19 protein-coding genes are annotated in these 16,781 nt (G+C 49.0%); 12 read left to right on the forward strand and 7 right to left on the reverse strand.

Translation table 11 applies throughout. The features are described from left to right. Nucleotides 1-16: 16 nt before the first annotated feature. Complete coding sequence (locus ACEN2G_RS05480; protein WP_442020464.1) at nt 17-622, forward strand: riboflavin synthase subunit alpha; 606 nt, start codon at nt 17-19, stop codon at nt 620-622. Nucleotides 623-728: 106 nt separating this feature from the next. Here the strand turns inward: ACEN2G_RS05480 and ACEN2G_RS05485 are convergent, their stop codons facing one another. Both ACEN2G_RS05485 and ACEN2G_RS05490 read right to left on the reverse strand, forming a co-directional pair. Further along, nucleotides 729-932: a CPXCG motif-containing cysteine-rich protein gene (locus ACEN2G_RS05485; protein WP_442020465.1), complete on the reverse strand. Its 204-nt coding sequence runs from the start codon at nt 930-932 to the stop codon at nt 729-731. 116 nt (nt 933-1,048) lie between these two features. After that, nucleotides 1,049-1,795 carry a pteridine reductase gene (locus tag ACEN2G_RS05490; RefSeq protein WP_442020466.1) on the reverse strand — a complete coding sequence of 249 codons (747 nt, stop codon included), beginning with the start codon at nt 1,793-1,795 and terminating at the stop codon, nt 1,049-1,051. A 157-nt stretch (nt 1,796-1,952) separates the two neighbouring features. Between ACEN2G_RS05490 and ACEN2G_RS05495 the strand changes: the two genes are divergently transcribed. The 9 genes from ACEN2G_RS05495 to cobB all read left to right on the forward strand — a co-directional run bounded on the left by ACEN2G_RS05495 (nt 1,953) and on the right by cobB (nt 10,498). Continuing rightward, nucleotides 1,953-2,396, forward strand: coding sequence for a TerB family tellurite resistance protein (locus tag ACEN2G_RS05495; protein ID WP_442020467.1), 444 nt, complete (start codon nt 1,953-1,955; stop codon nt 2,394-2,396). A 222-nt stretch (nt 2,397-2,618) separates the two neighbouring features. After that, nucleotides 2,619-4,553 (forward strand): threonine--tRNA ligase, encoded by a 1,935-nt coding sequence (thrS, locus tag ACEN2G_RS05500; protein WP_442020468.1) that lies wholly within the window; start codon nt 2,619-2,621, stop codon nt 4,551-4,553. A 41-nt stretch (nt 4,554-4,594) separates the two neighbouring features. Then, a complete protein-coding gene (gene infC / locus ACEN2G_RS05505) occupies nt 4,595-5,092 on the forward strand; it encodes a translation initiation factor IF-3 (RefSeq protein WP_442020486.1) in 498 nt (165 codons plus the stop codon). Nucleotides 5,093-5,164: 72 nt separating this feature from the next. Next, complete coding sequence (gene rpmI / locus ACEN2G_RS05510) at nt 5,165-5,359, forward strand: 50S ribosomal protein L35 (protein ID WP_442020469.1); 195 nt, start codon at nt 5,165-5,167, stop codon at nt 5,357-5,359. 14 nt (nt 5,360-5,373) lie between these two features. Further along, a complete protein-coding gene (gene rplT, locus ACEN2G_RS05515) occupies nt 5,374-5,733 on the forward strand; it encodes a 50S ribosomal protein L20 (protein WP_442020470.1) in 360 nt (119 codons plus the stop codon). A 153-nt stretch (nt 5,734-5,886) separates the two neighbouring features. Continuing rightward, nucleotides 5,887-6,870 (forward strand): phenylalanine--tRNA ligase subunit alpha, encoded by a 984-nt coding sequence (gene pheS, locus ACEN2G_RS05520; RefSeq protein WP_442020471.1) that lies wholly within the window; start codon nt 5,887-5,889, stop codon nt 6,868-6,870. Between the two features lie 15 nt (nt 6,871-6,885). Next, nucleotides 6,886-9,273 carry a phenylalanine--tRNA ligase subunit beta gene (gene pheT, locus ACEN2G_RS05525; RefSeq protein WP_442020472.1) on the forward strand — a complete coding sequence of 796 codons (2,388 nt, stop codon included), beginning with the start codon at nt 6,886-6,888 and terminating at the stop codon, nt 9,271-9,273. A gap of 1 nt (nt 9,274) precedes the next feature. Next, on the forward strand, nt 9,275-9,592 hold the full coding sequence (gene ihfA / locus ACEN2G_RS05530) for an integration host factor subunit alpha (RefSeq protein WP_442020473.1): 318 nt from the start codon (nt 9,275-9,277) through the stop codon (nt 9,590-9,592). A gap of 192 nt (nt 9,593-9,784) precedes the next feature. Further along, entirely contained in the window at nt 9,785-10,498 is a 714-nt protein-coding gene (gene cobB, locus ACEN2G_RS05535) for a Sir2 family NAD+-dependent deacetylase (RefSeq protein ID WP_442020487.1), read from the forward strand. A 399-nt stretch (nt 10,499-10,897) separates the two neighbouring features. Here cobB and ACEN2G_RS05540 read toward each other — a convergent pair whose 3' ends face one another. From ACEN2G_RS05540 to potA, 4 genes are read right to left on the reverse strand one after another with little or no spacing between them, the layout of a single operon-like run. Beyond that, the gene (locus ACEN2G_RS05540; protein ID WP_442020474.1) at nt 10,898-11,962 is read right to left on the reverse strand and encodes an extracellular solute-binding protein; all 1,065 of its coding nucleotides are present in this window, start codon (nt 11,960-11,962) and stop codon (nt 10,898-10,900) included. After that, nucleotides 11,962-12,729 carry a spermidine/putrescine ABC transporter permease PotC gene (gene potC / locus ACEN2G_RS05545; RefSeq protein WP_442020475.1) on the reverse strand — a complete coding sequence of 256 codons (768 nt, stop codon included), beginning with the start codon at nt 12,727-12,729 and terminating at the stop codon, nt 11,962-11,964. The genes ACEN2G_RS05540 and potC overlap by 1 nt, the downstream gene beginning before the upstream one ends. Next, nucleotides 12,722-13,636 (reverse strand): spermidine/putrescine ABC transporter permease PotB, encoded by a 915-nt coding sequence (gene potB, locus ACEN2G_RS05550; protein WP_442020476.1) that lies wholly within the window; start codon nt 13,634-13,636, stop codon nt 12,722-12,724. Before potB ends, potC begins: the two co-directional genes overlap by 8 nt. Continuing rightward, entirely contained in the window at nt 13,623-14,729 is a 1,107-nt protein-coding gene (gene potA, locus ACEN2G_RS05555; protein ID WP_442020477.1) for a spermidine/putrescine ABC transporter ATP-binding protein PotA, read from the reverse strand. Before potA ends, potB begins: the two co-directional genes overlap by 14 nt. A gap of 235 nt (nt 14,730-14,964) precedes the next feature. Here potA and ACEN2G_RS05560 point away from each other — a divergent pair, with 235 nt between their 5' ends. Both ACEN2G_RS05560 and ACEN2G_RS05565 read left to right on the forward strand, forming a co-directional pair. Then, nucleotides 14,965-15,729 carry a hypothetical protein gene (locus tag ACEN2G_RS05560; protein WP_442020478.1) on the forward strand — a complete coding sequence of 255 codons (765 nt, stop codon included), beginning with the start codon at nt 14,965-14,967 and terminating at the stop codon, nt 15,727-15,729. Then, nucleotides 15,726-16,340 carry a DUF2987 domain-containing protein gene (locus tag ACEN2G_RS05565; RefSeq protein WP_442020479.1) on the forward strand — a complete coding sequence of 205 codons (615 nt, stop codon included), beginning with the start codon at nt 15,726-15,728 and terminating at the stop codon, nt 16,338-16,340. The genes ACEN2G_RS05560 and ACEN2G_RS05565 overlap by 4 nt, the downstream gene beginning before the upstream one ends. Nucleotides 16,341-16,514: 174 nt before the next feature. On the opposite strand, the gene ACEN2G_RS05570 is transcribed toward ACEN2G_RS05565, so the two are convergent. Next, the coding region (locus ACEN2G_RS05570) for an integrase core domain-containing protein (RefSeq protein WP_442020480.1) at nt 16,515-16,781 on the reverse strand (267 nt) is incomplete at its 5' end.

The raw sequence follows: 16,781 nt of genomic DNA on the forward strand, positions 1-16,781 counted from the left end.
TAGCAAAGGAAACCTTATGTTCACAGGAATTGTTCAAGGCCAAGGGCAGGTGTTAGACATTGTAGAAAAGGCCAATTTTCGGACCCACGTGGTTGAGTTGCCCAGTGAGATGTTGCCGGGCTTAACACTTGGTGCTTCTGTGGCGCACAATGGGTGTTGTTTAACAGTGACCGCCATTGAAAACCAAACCGTGCATTTTGATCTAATGCAAGAAACCTTGCGAGTGACGAATCTTGGCCAGCTGAAGGCGGGGGACAAGGTGAATTTGGAGCGTGCGGCGCGCTTTGGTGATGATATAGGCGGCCATGCCATGTCGGGCCACATTATGGGCATGTCTGCGCTATTAGCGCGTAACGAAACCGAGACTAATACCACGCTGTGGTTTGGTCTACCGAGTGAGTTAGCCAAATACGTATTTACCAAAGGCTACATCGGCATAGATGGTATCAGCTTGACGGTAGGGCAGGTTCTAGCAGACCGCTTTGCGGTGCATTTGATACCTGAAACGCTAGCCCGTACCAATCTTGGCTACATTCAGCCTGGTTATCAGATTAACCTAGAGATAGATCCCCAAACCCAAGCGATAGTTGACACGGTAGAGCGTGTGTTGGCCAGTCGTTAGTGGCAAATAAGAACTGGGTAGCCAGCTCAGTTCTTATGGTCTTGTCTGTGCGGGCACTACTTATCGTTATGCCAACATACTAAGTTTGGATTAACCAATCCGCACATTAAAATATCTGCTCGTCATCCGCATCTACGCTCACTTGGATCTTGTCTAGTAACTCATTACGCGTGATCACCACGTGTATCGGATTACAGCAAGCACTGCAGTCCTCAAAGTATTCTTGACTACCTTGTGAGCCATCTATGATCAAATCAGTGTCAGTGCCACAATGCGGGCAGTTAACAGTACGTTGAAAAAAGTCACGCATGGCTTGCTCCTTAACCACCGTTGATAATCCGTCACGACTGAAAAATAGCAACGTCATAAATATAGCGCTAAACAGTGCATGTAAGCAGGGCGGCTTACACTTGCTACAGATAAATATTAGGCTTCTCTTAGACCCACAATAGAGCGCCCGCCGTCTAGGGTAATAATTTGTCCCGTTAAATAACCTGGGCCCTGTAATAAAAACGCCACAGTCTCGGCAATCTCTTGAGTTTCACCTAGGCGTTGCATGGGAATACTCGCCAAAACCTGCTGTTTTTGCTGCTCGCTTAAGGGATCTTCAGGCCACAAAATGGCGCCGGGCGCTATACCATTAACCCGCACCTTGGGCGCTAACTCGGCTGCAAGACCACGGGTGAGGGTAGCCAATGCATTTTTCGCCATGCTGTACATCAAGTGTTGGCCTAAGCCTTTTTCTGCATGAATATCGACCATGTTCACAATCGCGCCCTCACGCAAGGCTAACTGCGGTGTCAACGCTTGGCAGAGAAAGTAGGGCGCCGCCGCATTGGTGCTCATTAAGTCTTGCCATTGTGCTGGCGTGCCCTTGCCTAATGGGGTGGCATAAAAACTGGATGCATTATTCACTAAGCCATCGAGGCGACCAAAACAAGCGATCACCTGCTCCGCCATGGCCTCGATTTCATGCAACTGAGTCATGTCTTGGCAGACTAACAGCACGCTATCAGCGCGCAGTGCGTTAAGTTGTGCTTGTAGGGCAATTGCAGCCGTTTCGCTGCGATGATAATGCAGCACCAAGCGATACCCCAGCCCATGTAAGTATCGGCTGACATCGGCGCCAATTCGTTTGGCGGCACCGGTAATTAACACCACTTCAGACGACATTCGGCTTCCTTAAATAGGGTGACTAGTTTGGACATCCCTAATCGTTAGTTGGTAAATCGTAGTTTTTAGTTTGCAAACCATAGTTTGAGACTAAGGTTTACATCTGGATATACATGAGTAAACATAAACAAGCTAACAGCATTAATAAGGAAAGCATATGCTCGAACAACTCAAACGGTTACTGAACCTTGAGGCACAAAAGCATTCAAATGGCCCCAGTAAAGAAATGGCCATGGCTGCCTTGTTGGCCGAAGTGATGTTGGCCGATGGCGATGCCAGCGCCGAAGAACAAGCGCGCATGGCACAATTGCTGCAGCGCTTAACTCAGCAAACCTCAGCCCAAGTACAACAGTTATTAACCGAGAGTTTGGCGCAGCAGCAAGATGTAGTGTCTTTATATGCCTTTACCACCGAGCTAAAAAATTTACCTATTAGTGAGCGCGAGCAGCTGCTATCTGCACTGTGGCAGCTAGCCTTTACCGATGACTATTTGGATCCGGAAGAAGAAGGGGTGATCCGCCAAGTCGCCGACTTATTGTATATTCCGCACAGTCGTTTCATTTGGCTTAAAGAACAAGTCCGGCAAAAAACGGCCATTTAACGGCTAACTGGCATAGTCGATAGCGGCCCCGTCTGCTAAAATATCCGGCTTCAACCCATGCCATCTTAGTGTTAGTTGCTTTCAGCAACAGTCTCAGATGCGCCACGCTGACAGAGTACGTCAGGCGGTTGAGTCTCAATGAAGCTTGCTCATTCGACACAGGTTCATTTTCATATATTACACGTGCGCTTTGGTAGGGTGCACCACTGTTAAGGATTTTTCATGCCGATAATTACCCTTCCCGATGGCAGCCAACGCCATTTTGACCATGCCGTTTCCGTGATGGATGTAGCCTTCGATATCGGTCCGGGGTTAGCCAAAGCCTGTATTGCAGGGCGCATCGATGGTCAATTAGTCGATGCCTGTGAGCTAATCGAAGCAGATGCCAAGCTCGCCATCATTACCGCCAAAGATGACGAAGGTCTGGCTATATTACGCCACTCTTGTGCCCACCTATTAGGTCACGCTATTAAGCAGTTATGGCCCCAGACCAAGATGGCCATAGGCCCGGTTATCGACAACGGTTTCTATTATGACGTGGATCTTGACCACACCTTGACCGAAGACGATTTGGTGAAGTTAGAAACTCGCATGAAAGAGCTGGTGAAAAGCGATTATCAAGTGATCAAGAAGAAGGTCAGTTGGCAAGAAGCGCGCGACACCTTTGCCGCGCGCCATGAACCCTACAAGATTGAAATTCTGGATCAAAACGTCAGTCAAGATGACAGACCTGGCCTGTATCATCACGAAGAATACATCGACATGTGCCGTGGCCCACACGTGCCGAGCATGAAGTTTTGTCAACATTTTAAACTGCAAAAAACCTCAGGCGCTTACTGGCGCGGTGATTCCAAGAACAAGATGCTGCAGCGCATTTACGGCACGGCCTGGGCCGATAAGAAAGCCTTAAGTGGGTATTTATTGCAGTTAGAAGAAGCGGCCAAGCGTGACCACAGACGCATAGGCAAGCAGCTCGACTTGTATCATATGCAAGAAGAAGCGCCGGGCATGGTGTTTTGGCATCATGATGGCTGGACCATTTTCCGTGAGCTGGAGCAGTTTGTGCGCGACAAGCTACGGGAATATGACTACCAAGAAGTTAAAGGCCCATTAATGATGGACCGCGTGTTGTGGGAGCGCTCAGGCCACTGGGATAAATATGCTGATTACATGTTTACCACCCACTCCGAGAACCGCGACTACGCCATTAAGCCGATGAACTGCCCAGGACACGTGCAGATCTTTAACCAAGGGTTGAAATCGTACCGTGACTTGCCGCTGCGCATGGCGGAATTTGGCAGCTGTCACCGTAATGAACCGAGTGGCGCGCTGCACGGTTTAATGCGCGTACGCGGCTTTACCCAAGACGATGCGCACATCTTTTGTACCGAAGCGCAAATTCAGTCGGAAGTTTCTGATTGCATTAAGCTGGTGTTTGACACTTATAAGACCTTCGGTTTTACCGATATCGCAGTCAAGCTGTCTACCCGCCCTGAAGAGCGTATCGGCAGCGATGAAGCCTGGGACACAGCTGAGCTGGCGTTACAAGAAGCCTTGGCCGCGGCTAACATCGAATACGTGTTGCAGCCCGGTGAAGGCGCGTTTTATGGCCCTAAAATTGAATTTACCCTGTACGATTGTCTGAATCGTGCTTGGCAATGTGGTACCATACAGCTCGATTTTGCTTTGCCTGGTCGTTTAGGCGCCAGTTATGTAGGCGAAGATAACGAACGTCGCGTGCCGGTAATGATTCACCGTGCTATTCTAGGTTCGATCGAGCGTTTTATCGGTATTCTCATTGAAGAATACGCAGGTCTGTTCCCGACTTGGTTAGCTCCCACTCAGGTGGTGGTTCTCAATATTACCGATAATCAGGCAGATTACGCACTCAATCTCAGTAAAAGTCTGAATAATATTGGCATTAGAGCTAAAGCAGACTTGAGAAATGAGAAAATAGGCTTTAAAATCCGCGAACATACCTTGAAGCGGGTACCTTTTATGCTGGTTTGTGGCGACAAAGAAGTCGAAGCCGGCAAAGTAGCGGTTCGTACCCGAAAAGGACTGGATTTAGGCGTCTTCGATGTTGAAGAGCTGAGCTTGCTAATTAAGCAAGAAATCCAAACTCGCGGAAAGAAAACAGTGGAGGATAGGTTATAAAAGGCATTAAGAGAGGGAGCAAACCAGCTCCTCGCAATCGACTGAATGAAGAGATCCGACTACCAGAAGTTCGCTTAGTCGGCCTGGAAGGCGAGCCTATGGGCGTGGTCACTATTGCAGAGGCGCTAGAAATTTCGACCGCTGCAGGCGTTGACCTAGTTGAGATCAGTCCCAATGCCGAGCCACCCGTGTGTCGTTTGATGGACTACGGGAAGTTCCTCTACGAGAAGAGCAAGGCGACTAAAGAACAGAAGAAGAAGCAAAAGCAGGTTCAGGTTAAGGAAATGAAGTTCCGCCCTGGCACTGATGATGGCGATTACCAGGTAAAGCTACGCAACCTGGTTCGCTTTTTAGAAGAGGGCAACAAAGCCAAAATCACACTGCGCTTCCGTGGTCGTGAGATGGCGCACCAAGACCTAGGGTTCGATTTGCTAAACCGCATTAAAGCGGATTTAGAAGAGTTGGCCGTAGTGGAGGCATTCCCGAAAATGGAAGGTCGCCAAGCTGTCATGGTGCTAGCCCCAAAGAAAAAACAGTAAGGTCTACAAGCAGCTGAGCAATTCGCTCAGCTCACCTTAACTGTTTGTTGTTATTAACAATGCGGAGTTGTTATGCCGAAGATGAAGTCAAATAAAGGTGCTGCAAAGCGCTTTAAGAAAACCGCGAATGGTTTTAAGTGTAAACAATCACACACCAGCCATATCCTCACCAAGAAGAGCACCAAGCGTAAGCGTCAATTGCGCGGTACCAACTTAGTTGCGGCGTCTGACGTTGCACAAGTTCACTCAATGTTGCCCTACGCTTAAGAGGATTATAAAAAATGGCAAGAGTTAAACGTGGTGTGACCGCTCGCGCTCGTCACAAAAAAGTACTAAAACAAGCTAAAGGTTATTATGGCGCTCGTTCACGCGTATATCGCGTAGCGGTTCAAGCAGTAACTAAAGCCGGTCAATATGCATATCGTGACCGCCGTCAGAAAAAACGTCAGTTCCGTCAGCTGTGGATTGCGCGTATTAACGCAGCAAGCCGTCAGAACGGTCTTTCATACAGCCGTTTCATCAATGGTTTGAAAAAAGCCTCTGTTGAAATCGACCGTAAGATCCTGGCTGATATCGCCGTACACGATAAAACCACCTTCAGTGCTTTGGTTAACAAAGCAAAAGAAGCGTTGGCAGCATAAGTCGTTGAGTCGATAAATTAAAAAAGGAGGCCTCGGCCTCCTTTTTTGTTGCCTACGTTTAGTAGTACGGTAGCGAAAAAAGCATAAATCCTTTATTATCAAGCCCTTCAAATTATTTAGTGTCTGCTTTAGGCGGGCAAGTAAGAGGAATACATGGATCAGCTGCAAGACGTAATCGTCAAAGCACAGGCGCAGATCCTGGCTGTCGCCACTGCCGCCGAGCTGGATGACATCCGGGTGCATTACATGGGTAAAAAAGGCATTTTTACCGAACAGTCCAAGGCACTCGGCAAGTTATCCGCCGAAGAGCGGCCCGCTGCCGGTCAGGTGATAAACCAAGCCAAACAGGCGGTAAATGACGCACTTAACAGCAAGCGCGATGCGCTGCAGTTGGCCGAGCTGAATCAGAAATTAGCCTCAGAAACGCTGGACATCAGCTTGCCGGGCCGTCGCCAAGCGATCGGTGGTTTGCATCCGGTGAGCCGCACCATTAAACGCATAGAGTCGTTTTTTGGTGAATTGGGCTTTCAGGTAGCCGAAGGTCCAGAGATTGAAGATGACTTTCATAACTTCGATGCGTTGAATATTCCTGCTCATCACCCAGCGCGTGCCGATCACGACACTTTTTATTTTAATCCTAAGTTGATGCTGCGCACCCAAACCTCTGGTGTGCAAATTCGCACCATGGAGCACCAAGCGCCGCCGATCCGCATTATTTCACCGGGTCGAGTGTATCGTAATGATTACGATCAAACCCATACCCCCATGTTTCATCAAGTGGAAGGGCTGCTGGTGGATGAAAATGTCAGCTTCGCTCAGTTAAAAGGCGTGCTGCACGAGTTTTTGCATAACTTTTTCGAAGAAGACTTAGAAATTCGTTTCCGTCCTTCGCACTTTCCCTTTACCGAACCCAGCGCCGAAGTAGATGTGATGGGCAAAAACGGCAAATGGTTAGAAGTGCTGGGTTGCGGCATGGTGCATCCCAATGTATTGCGCTCGGTGGGCATAGATCCTGAACGCTACAGCGGTTTTGCCTTTGGTATGGGCGTGGAGCGTCTGACTATGCTGCGTTATGGCGTCAATGACTTGCGCGCCTTCTTCGAGAATGATCTGCGTTTTCTTAAGCAATTCGGTTAAGCAGCTGGAGCAAAAATGAAATTTTCAACAACTTGGCTGGACGAGTGGGTTAATACGGGTCTGAGCACAGAAGCACTTGCCGAACTCATTACCATGGCCGGCCTAGAAGTAGACGGCATTGAACCCGTCGCCGGTGATTTTAATCAGGTAGTCGTGGGTGAAGTCGTTGAGTGCGGCCCACATCCAGACGCAGACAAACTGCAAGTGACTAAGGTCAATGTGGGTGGGGAAGAGTTACTCGACATCGTCTGTGGAGCCCCTAACTGTCGCACTGGGTTAAAAGTGGCGGTAGCCGTAGTCGGCGCCGTCTTACCCGGTGATTTTAAGATTAAAAAAGCCAAGCTGCGCGGCCAAGCCTCAAATGGCATGCTGTGTTCTTATGGCGAGCTGGGTATCGAGCTCGACTCCAGCGGCATTATTGAATTGCCCGCAGATGCACCTATTGGCGCTTGCGTGCGTGAGTATTTACAGCTCAACGACACTATCGTAGAAATTGACCTCACACCAAACCGCGCCGATTGCTTAAGCATGGCCGGTGTGGCGCGTGAAGTGGGCGTATTAAAGCAAACTAGCGTTAACTGGCCTGAAATTGCTGAGGTGCCTGCCACTATCGACGATAACGTCACAGTGAGCTTAACGGCTGCCGATGCTTGCCCGCGTTATTTGTCGCGCGTAGTGAAAAACATCGACGTGACTGCCACCACACCGTTATGGATGCAAGAAAAGCTGCGCCGCAGTGGACTTCGCTCCATAGACCCGGTAGTTGATGTCACTAACTTCGTGCTGATCGAATGGGGCCAGCCGATGCATGCCTTCGACCTTGGCACACTCAATGGCGCCATTAAGGTGCGCTTGGCGAAGCAGGGTGAAAAGCTCACCTTGTTAGATGGCAACGAGGTGAGCTTAAACAGCGACACCTTAGTGATTGCCGATGAGCAGAAAGCCATCGCCATGGCCGGTATTTTTGGTGGTAAAGACACGGGCGTGACTCAAAATACCCAAGATGTATTGTTAGAGTGCGCCTTCTTTAGCCCGTTGGCTATTACTGGCCGTGCACGCAGCTACGGTTTGCACACCGACTCCTCCCATCGTTTCGAGCGGGGCGTGGATTATCAGCTGCAACACAAAGTGCTGCAGCGTGCCACGGCCTTGCTGCTCGACATTTGTGGTGGTGAAGCTGGCCCTGTGGTTGAAGCTGTATCTGAGTCACATTTACCGACCGCCAATACAGTAACTTTGCGCCACGCTAAGCTCAATCGCACTATCGGCATTGAAATCGACGCCGACCAAGTGACTGATATGCTGACCCGTTTAGGTTTAAGCGTAACGAAAACCGCAGACGGTTGGCAGGCAGTGGTGCCTAGCTATCGTTTCGACATCAGCATCGAAGAAGACTTGGTGGAAGAAGTAGCCCGCGTGTATGGCTACAACAATATTCCTAATCAAGCGCCGATTGCGGGATTAACCATGTCGCAGCACTGCGAAGCTAAGCTGCCACTTAATCGCTTAAAAGATGCCTTAGTGGACTTAGGCTATCAAGAAGCCATCACCTACAGCTTCGTGGATCCTAAGCAACAAGCCTTGCTGTTCCCTGATGCCAAGACTATGGTGTTGCCAAATCCGATTGCCGCCGACATGTCAGAAATGCGCGTGTCCTTATGGCCAGGCCTTATTCAAGCCGCTGTCTATAACCAAAATCGGCAACAGCCACGTTTGCGCTTATTTGAACAAGGCTTGACCTTTATTCCCGATGAAACCGCCGAGAATGGCGTACAGCAAACGGCAAAGCTTGCCGGTTTACTGCTGGGCACGGTTCATGCTGAGCATTGGGACATGGCGGAGAAGGGCGCCGACTTCTTTGATATTAAAGGTGATTTAGAAACGCTACTGGCATTAAGCGGCCATGAGCTGGACTTTAACTTTGCGCGTACCGACATTAATGCTCTGCATCCGGGGCAGTCTGCTGCCGTCTTATACCAAGGACAGCAAGTCGGCTTAATTGGTGCCGTGCATCCGAGTTTGCTAAAAAAGTTAGGCTTGAAATCATCAGCCTATGTCTTTGAAGTAGATGTTACGGCGCTGACCCAACACCATGTGCCAGAAGCGGGTGAAATATCGCGTTTCCCTGCTAACCGTCGAGATTTAGCCTTGGTGGTTGACTGTGAAGTTTCTGCCGGCGATATCCTTGATTTAGTTAGGAAAGTTGGCGGAAATCAATTGGTTGGATTAAACTTGTTTGATGTATACCAAGGTGCGGGCATCAGCGACGACAAGAAGAGCTTAGCGCTTAGCTTGGTGTTGCAAGATACTCATCGCACCTTGGAAGAAAAAGAAATTGCCGATACGGTGGCACGTATTGTAACGGCACTTTCGGATGAGTTTAGTGCATCCTTGAGGGATTAATATGGCCTTAACAAAAGCCGACTTAGCTGAGCACCTGTTTACCGATCTGGGTTTGTCTAAGCGTGACGCCAAAGAAATGGTTGAATCTTTCTTTGAGGAAATTCGTCTCGCCCTAGAGCAAGGTGAACAGGTAAAAATTTCTGGTTTCGGTAACTTTGAATTGCGCAATAAAGGCGAGCGGCCAGGGCGTAATCCAAAAACCGGTGAAGACATTCCGATCTCGGCACGCCGTGTGGTGACCTTCAGACCAGGGCAGAAGCTAAAAGCGAGAGTAGAAAGTATCGCCCCGCCGGACACATCCGAGTCAGCCGATAAATAACCGTAAGCCAGGCCATGAGCCTGGCTTTTTCTTGTTTTGAAAATGTGAGATGTAAAGGGGGAGGAGTGAGGTGTATATCGCCTCACGATTCACGCCTCACTCCTCACGTCTAAATAAGACTAAGGCCGTATTGGCGCTTGGTGTTGCTTGCTGTTAGCCTGTTAGTCAAAGATCAGTTTATAAATGAGAGGTATGCGGCCTGTGCGCAAAGGTAATATAGTGATCCTCACCGGCGCTGGCATCTCGGCCGAGTCAGGTATTAGAACATTTAGAGCCAGTGATGGCTTGTGGGAAGAACACCAGATTGAAGATGTGGCCACACCCGAAGGCTATGCGCGTGACCCTAAATTAGTGCATCGCTTTTATAATGCCCGCCGTGAGCTACTACAAACGGTTGCGCCTAATGCGGCGCACTTTGCCTTGGCGAAATTAGAAGCCGAGTGGCCGGGTACCGTCACCCTAGTCACACAAAATATTGATGACTTGCATGAACGGGCCGGCAGTAAAAATGTGTTGCATATGCACGGCGAGCTACTCAAAGCGCGCTGCCCACACACGAATCAAACCATTGATTGGCGTGAGCCCTTGCACAACAGTGACGTCTGCCAATGTTGTCAGTTTCCTCAGCCACTGCGGCCTCATGTGGTTTGGTTTGGCGAAATGCCCTTATTGCTGGATAGAATTTATCACGCCTTGAGTGAGGCCAGTTTATTTATATCTATTGGTACCTCGGGCAATGTGTACCCGGCGGCCGGATTGGTACACGAAGCCAGCATGCACAACGCCCACACCCTAGAGCTAAACTTAGAACCCAGCCACGGCAAGAGTCACTTTGCCGAACACAGATACGGGCCTGCAACGGTTGAGGTGGTGAGATACGTGGATGAGTTACTTAAGGGCGCGTGAGGGGTGAGGGGTGAGGCAAAGAATACGACTCTGTCTTGGTAGGGGCCAACTTATTCGGCTCGGTTTTATTTGCGCTTAACAAAAAGCCCGCAATCGCGGGCTTTTTGTTATAACTAAATAACTCTATATCAAATAACTACCTGATTACTTATGAACCTCAGCCAGTATGCTGCCTTATTTAAGTTTTTGTAGCTGCCAACTTGTTCGGCAGGCCAGCTTTGCTGGCAATTTTTAAATAAAAACATAAAACCGTGGCGAACAAGTTGCCACCTACGTTGTAACCTACGTTGTAACCTACGTTGTAACCCATTGAATCTATTGATGCTGAAGTCACTGAAACATAGCTGAACTTTGTGGGTAATCAGGAATAACTATGTATCAAATAACAAGGGTATGAGTTTATTGAGATCGCAGCTTTACCCAGTAATCTTCATAGATAGCCAGCACCTCATCGCCTAAGTCATCTTGAAAGTGACCTTGCTCGATAAGCTCAGCGCTTGGGAACAGCACTTGGTTTTCTGCAACCTCACTCGGCAGCAAGGCCTTAGCGCCTTTGTTAGGCACGGCAATACCTAACTCTTGAATAGTTTGTGCCGCGATTTCTGGGCGCATCAAGAAGTCTAAAAACTGATGGGCGGCGCTCACTGATTTAGCGTTGGCCGGAATAACCGCACTGTCTACCCAAAAAATGGCACCTTCGGTGGGATATACGTATTCGAGTGCTATGCCATCTTGCTGAGTTTTATAAGCTTGATCGCTCCACAATAAACCCAATGATGTTTCGCCGGTCACATAGGGCAGGCGTGGGTTATCTGAGTTATAGAGCAGCACGTTTTCTTGCAGCAGGATCAGCTTCTCATAGGCGGCTTTGATTTCACCAGGATCCTTGCTGTTCGCAGAATAGCCCAGCGTTAATAATGACATCTGAAAACTCTCACGAATATCATCCGTGAGCATCAGCTGGCTTTCCCACTGCTTATCCCACAGATCCTGCCAAGAGGTCATCTTAGTATCAGGTAGGTCGTCACGATTAATAGCAATGCCGGTGCTACCAAAAGAGTAGGGCATGCTGTATTTATTTTTTGGATCAAAATCCTTGTCCAGCATGCTGTCATCTAATTGCGTAAAGTGTGGCAGCTGGGCTTTGTCTAATGGCTGTAACATACCTTCGCGGGCCATTTTACTGACCATGTAGCTAGACGGGAAAATCACATCGTAGCTTTCTTTCGCTTTGCTGGTTTGCAATAGCTTTAACTTGGCGTACAAGGCTTCATTAGAGTCGAATGTGCCGTAATCCACCTTAATGCCGGTTTCCTTGGTGAAGGCTTGCAACACCGCATCGGGCAAGTATTCGGCCCAAGCATAAACAGATAACCGCTCTTGTGCGTTAGCCATGAATGGAAAACTGGCGGCAATGGCCAATGCTAAAGGCGCTAAGGTGCGCGTTGGGATTGCTAATTTCATCAATTTTTCTTCCTTAATAACAGTTGCGAGACTATCACCAACACTAGGGATAGGCCGAGCATTAACGTGGCTAAGGCATTCACCTCAGGCGACACGCCTACCTTAACCATGGAATAAATTTTTAACGGTAACACTTCATAACTGGGGCCGGTGACAAAGGAACTGACAATCACATCATCCAGTGACAACGTAAAGCTTAGCAGCCAACCGGCGGCAATGGCCGGCATGGCCAACGGCAAAAGAATGCGCCGAAAAATGACAGCTTCACTGGCGCCTAAGTCTTTGGCCGCTTCTAGCATACGCACATCAAAACCTTTCAGCCGTGAATAAACCGTGATCACCACAAACGGTAAACAAAAGGTAATGTGCGCAAACAGCAAAGACCAAAAGCCTAATGCGATACCGACAGTCACAAACAGCGCCAGCAAAGAGATGGCCATCACTATGTCTGGCGACATTAACACCACAAACAACATGCCGCCGACGAATTTTTTACCGCGAAAACGATAGCGATATAGCGCCACCGCCGCCAAGGTGCCAATTAATGCCGCAGCCGAGGCCGAGAGCAGGGCAATACTCAGCGAGTGGCGCGCCGCTTCCATCAGGCTGGCATTATTGGCTAAGCGAGTAAACCATTCCAGCGTAAAGCCTTCCCAACGAATGCCAAACTTAGAACGGTTAAAGGCGTTGGCTATCAAAACCCCAATGGGAATATAGAGATAGGCAAACACCAACAGTAAGAAGCCGCCTTTGAGCCAATTAATCATCGAGTGTCACCTTCTTATGCAGCAACTGAGTGGCGCGATAATACAAATACATCATGCCTGCCATCAGTAGGGTGAGCGTCACGCTGGTGGCGGCGCCAAACGGCCAGTCACGAATATTCAAAAACTGCGTCTTAATGATATTGCCAATCAGCAGGTTTTTCGCCCCACCCAATAAGTCAGAAATATAAAACATACCTAACGCAGGCAAGAACACCAGCAAGCAACCGGCCACTATGCCCGACAAGGTCAGTGGCAATATGATGCGAAAGAAACGCGCCATGGTACCTGCACCTAGATCACGAGCCGCCTCCAGCAAACGACCATCGAGCTTTTCGATGGCCGCATACAAGGGCAGCACCATAAAGGGCAGCAAGATATAGACCAAGCCAATTACCACCGCGATTTCGGTAAACATGATGCGCAGCGGTTGTTCAATTAAGCCGACGCTTAACAGCGCCGTATTTAGTAAGCCCTTGGTACCCAATACGATTTTTAGCGCATAAGTGCGGATCAAGGAATTGGTCCAAAAGGGCACTATCACTAAAAAAAGCATGATTGGCCGCCAGCCCTTAGGCAACTTGGCGATGATAAAGGCAAACGGATAGCCAATCACCAAGCACAAGGCGGTGGCGAGACCCGCCATAAATAATGAATGGCCTAATACATGGACATACAAGGGATCAAACAAGCGCCGATAACTGTCGGTGCTAAACACCAGACTCACCAGACTGGCGTGATCGCGGGTCATAAAGCTGGTGGCGATGATCATCAAGTTAGGCAAAAACACAAACAGCAATAGCCAGCCGACAATCACGCTTACGGCCATATTGCGAAAAGCATTGCTTTTAAACTTAGCCAGTCGTGACTGCGAGGAGACTGGCTGCGTCTTCAGCTCAGTGTTGTTCATAAGGCAACACCACCTCCCAGCTGTCTACCCACGTCAGATTAACCTGCTCGCCGATGCGATAATCAAAGTCGGGATCGTCTTCATCGAAAAATTCCGATACTAAGATATGCTGACCTGAGCTGAGCTCAACGCGAGACTCTAACGTCGCACCTTTATACAGGCGCTCTACAATCCGGCCCGCTACGCTTGGCGTGGTGTCGTCTGGGCTCACACTCATGCGCAAATCTTCGGGGCGCAGCAGCACGCACACCTTATCACCGGCATTAAAATCGAGCTTGCTGTGGACGATACAATCCCGCCCCTCCACCTTGGCGTGCCAAGCGTCGTTTGCTTGAGCTGATGCCAATAACACCCCGTCTAAGACGTTGATCTCGCCAATAAAGCGGGCCACAAATAGGTTAGCGGGTGATTCATAAACCTCTCGCGGTGTACCATCTTGTACCACTTTGCCGCCGTGCATAACTAAAATGCGATCCGACATCGACAAGGCTTCTTCTTGATCGTGGGTGACAAACACGAAGGTGATGCCTAAGCGACGCTGCAATTGCTTGAGCTCACTTTGCATTTGCTTGCGCAGTTTGTAATCCAGTGCACTCAAGGATTCGTCGAGCAATAACACCTTAGGGCGATTAACCACGGCGCGGGCGATGGCCACGCGCTGTTGCTGACCACCGGACAACTGATGTGGAAAGCGATCAGCCATGGACTCGAGTTGCACCATTTTCAAGGCTTCAAGTACCCGCGGCTTAATATCGGCCTTAGGCAATTTTTGCATGCGCAAGCCAAAGGCGACATTGTCAAACAAGGTCATATGCGGGAACAGGGCGTAGCTTTGAAAGACAGTGTTCACATTTCTGTGTTCGGCGGATATATGGGTAATATCCTCACCATTCAAGTTAATGTGCCCTTCGTCGGCTTGCTCTAAGCCGGCGATCAGGCGCAGTACCGTCGTTTTGCCACAGCCAGAAGGGCCGAGAAGAGTGAGAAATTCGCCGTCATAAATAGATAGGTCTAAATTGTCTATGATGGCTTTGCCGTCGAATGCTTTACTGATACCCGTCAGAGAGACAAGTGGAATATTTTGTTCCGCCATGTACCCTTATCCACCTCGATGAAAACGCATGCGTTTAATATAAAAAGAGCGCGCAGTTTAGTCAGCGCTGCCCCCAAAGCCAAGCGAATATTTGTACCCGCGAACAACATATTAACTGTTTAAGCTCCATAGAAGGGAATTTTAAAATTTCCTTATGTTAATAATGGCTTGCGCCTGCAGCCAGCGCACACTTACTTGGGTATAATGGCGCCATCTTAAGTAAGAGAAGCATTAGATGAACGAACCGCGTTTTGCTCGACTGCAACAGTCATTACAACATGGCTTTAGCTTGGATCTGAAGGCTATTTTTCAAGAGGCGTGGACACGCATTCATGGTGCCAAGCTGCCGCTTATCATGGCCGCCTTAGGTGTTGCTGGCTGTTGGCTGGCACTCAGTCAAGTGTCGGCTCAGCTAGTGCCCAATCCAGATGAAGCCTCTTGGCAACTCAGTTTATTGAGCTTACTGATTTCTATGGGCCTGGCTCCTATGACGGCAGCGCTCGATATGATGGGTATTTTTCGGGCAGTGGATAGACCGATACGGTCCAATCAAATTTTTAATTACTTTAGTTTTTTGTTGCCGCTCGCGGTGGCCAGCTTATTGATGGGACTATTAAGTGCGGGCTTGATGGCCGTGATCCAAGTGTTGGGCTTGCCGACGGTGTTAAGCATGCTGCCCATGTTGCTGTTAAGTGTGGCCTTGATGTTTACCTTCCCGCTAATACTGGAAAAGGGCTTTACGCCACTGCAAGCCATCATGACCTCACTCAAGCTGTTTGCTCGCCAATGGCTGCAATTATTGGCCATTCAAGTGTGCTTCGTGTTGCTGTTTATGGTGGCGATTTTAAGCTTGGGCATAGCGCTGATTTGGGTAGCACCTTTGTTTATGGTGGCAAAAGGCATTATCTATCGCGAGGTGTGTGGTGTTGAGGGTGAACAGCCCAATAGCAACACGGATGGCTCTGCACTCAATATCAACAAGGATCATTTTCAAGCATGAACACTCGTCAACTTTTTGTATTATGTGCGGCGCTTAGCGTAACGCTCACCGCACCTATGGTTCAGGCTCAAACTTTAGAATTGGATTACAGCGGCTTTTATAAGTACATGGCTAAGGTGAAAAAAGCCAAAGTCGATAACGCCGAGTTGGGCTTTTATTTAAGTCAACATGATGGCAAAGGGCTTTGCACCATAGAATCCGGGGTGGTGCGTGTGGATGACGAAGTGCGCGGCCAAGTGACTGTTTTGCCCCATGGCCAATTTACCTTACCCGAAGACAAAGAGCTGGACTTAGACAAGGCCAAGGTCGTACTAGAAGTGCTGGAAGAGTCGCAGTGTAATATCTCCATTCAAATTCAGTCGAATCTGGCGGCCGGCGACATAAAGATGAGCGAGCTGCGCTTGGTGGAGGATGATATGTATCGCTTGCTGCAAAAAATGGCCGGTTGGCCGGGCAAGTATTTTGTGCCTGAGTTAGAAGGCATCAAGCTTAATCCGGCAGCGCCCAACGGCTCAGTTCAAGGCCAAGCACAGTTAAAGCTTAGCCAAGCAGAACTGGCTGAAGATAAGACCTTGAACTTGCCTGCGCTACGTATTACGCCTTGGTTTTAATGCGTGAGGCGTGAGGCGTGAGGCGTGAGGCGTGAGGCAAAATTATCTAGTGCCGAACCAAAACTCGGCAATAAAAAACACCAAGTCCGCAAAGACTTGGTGTTTTGCTATAAGCGTGAGGAGTAAAGCGTGAAGGGAGAGGTGTGGAATGGCCCGACTAAAGTAGACACCAGTTTAAGCAGCATTAAGTTGCTGCGCATATGCGTTGGGGGTTAATCCACCCAGCGCAGTGTGTTGTCTTACTTTGTGGTAATACTGCGTGATGTAGAAGTGTATTTCTTCTGCCATCTCTTTACGAGTTAAAAGCCCTAAACGGCGGGTCCATTCCTTTTTTAGTAAAGCAAAAAAGCTTTCTGAACATGCATTATCCCAGCAGTTTCCCCGACGAGACATGCTGATGGTCACTTTACGCTTATTCAACCACGCCATGGTCGCCATGCA

The sequence above is a fragment of the Oceanisphaera sp. W20_SRM_FM3 genome, from assembly GCF_052119705.1.
In the GTDB taxonomy this organism is placed as follows: Bacteria; Pseudomonadota; Gammaproteobacteria; order Enterobacterales; family Aeromonadaceae; genus Oceanimonas.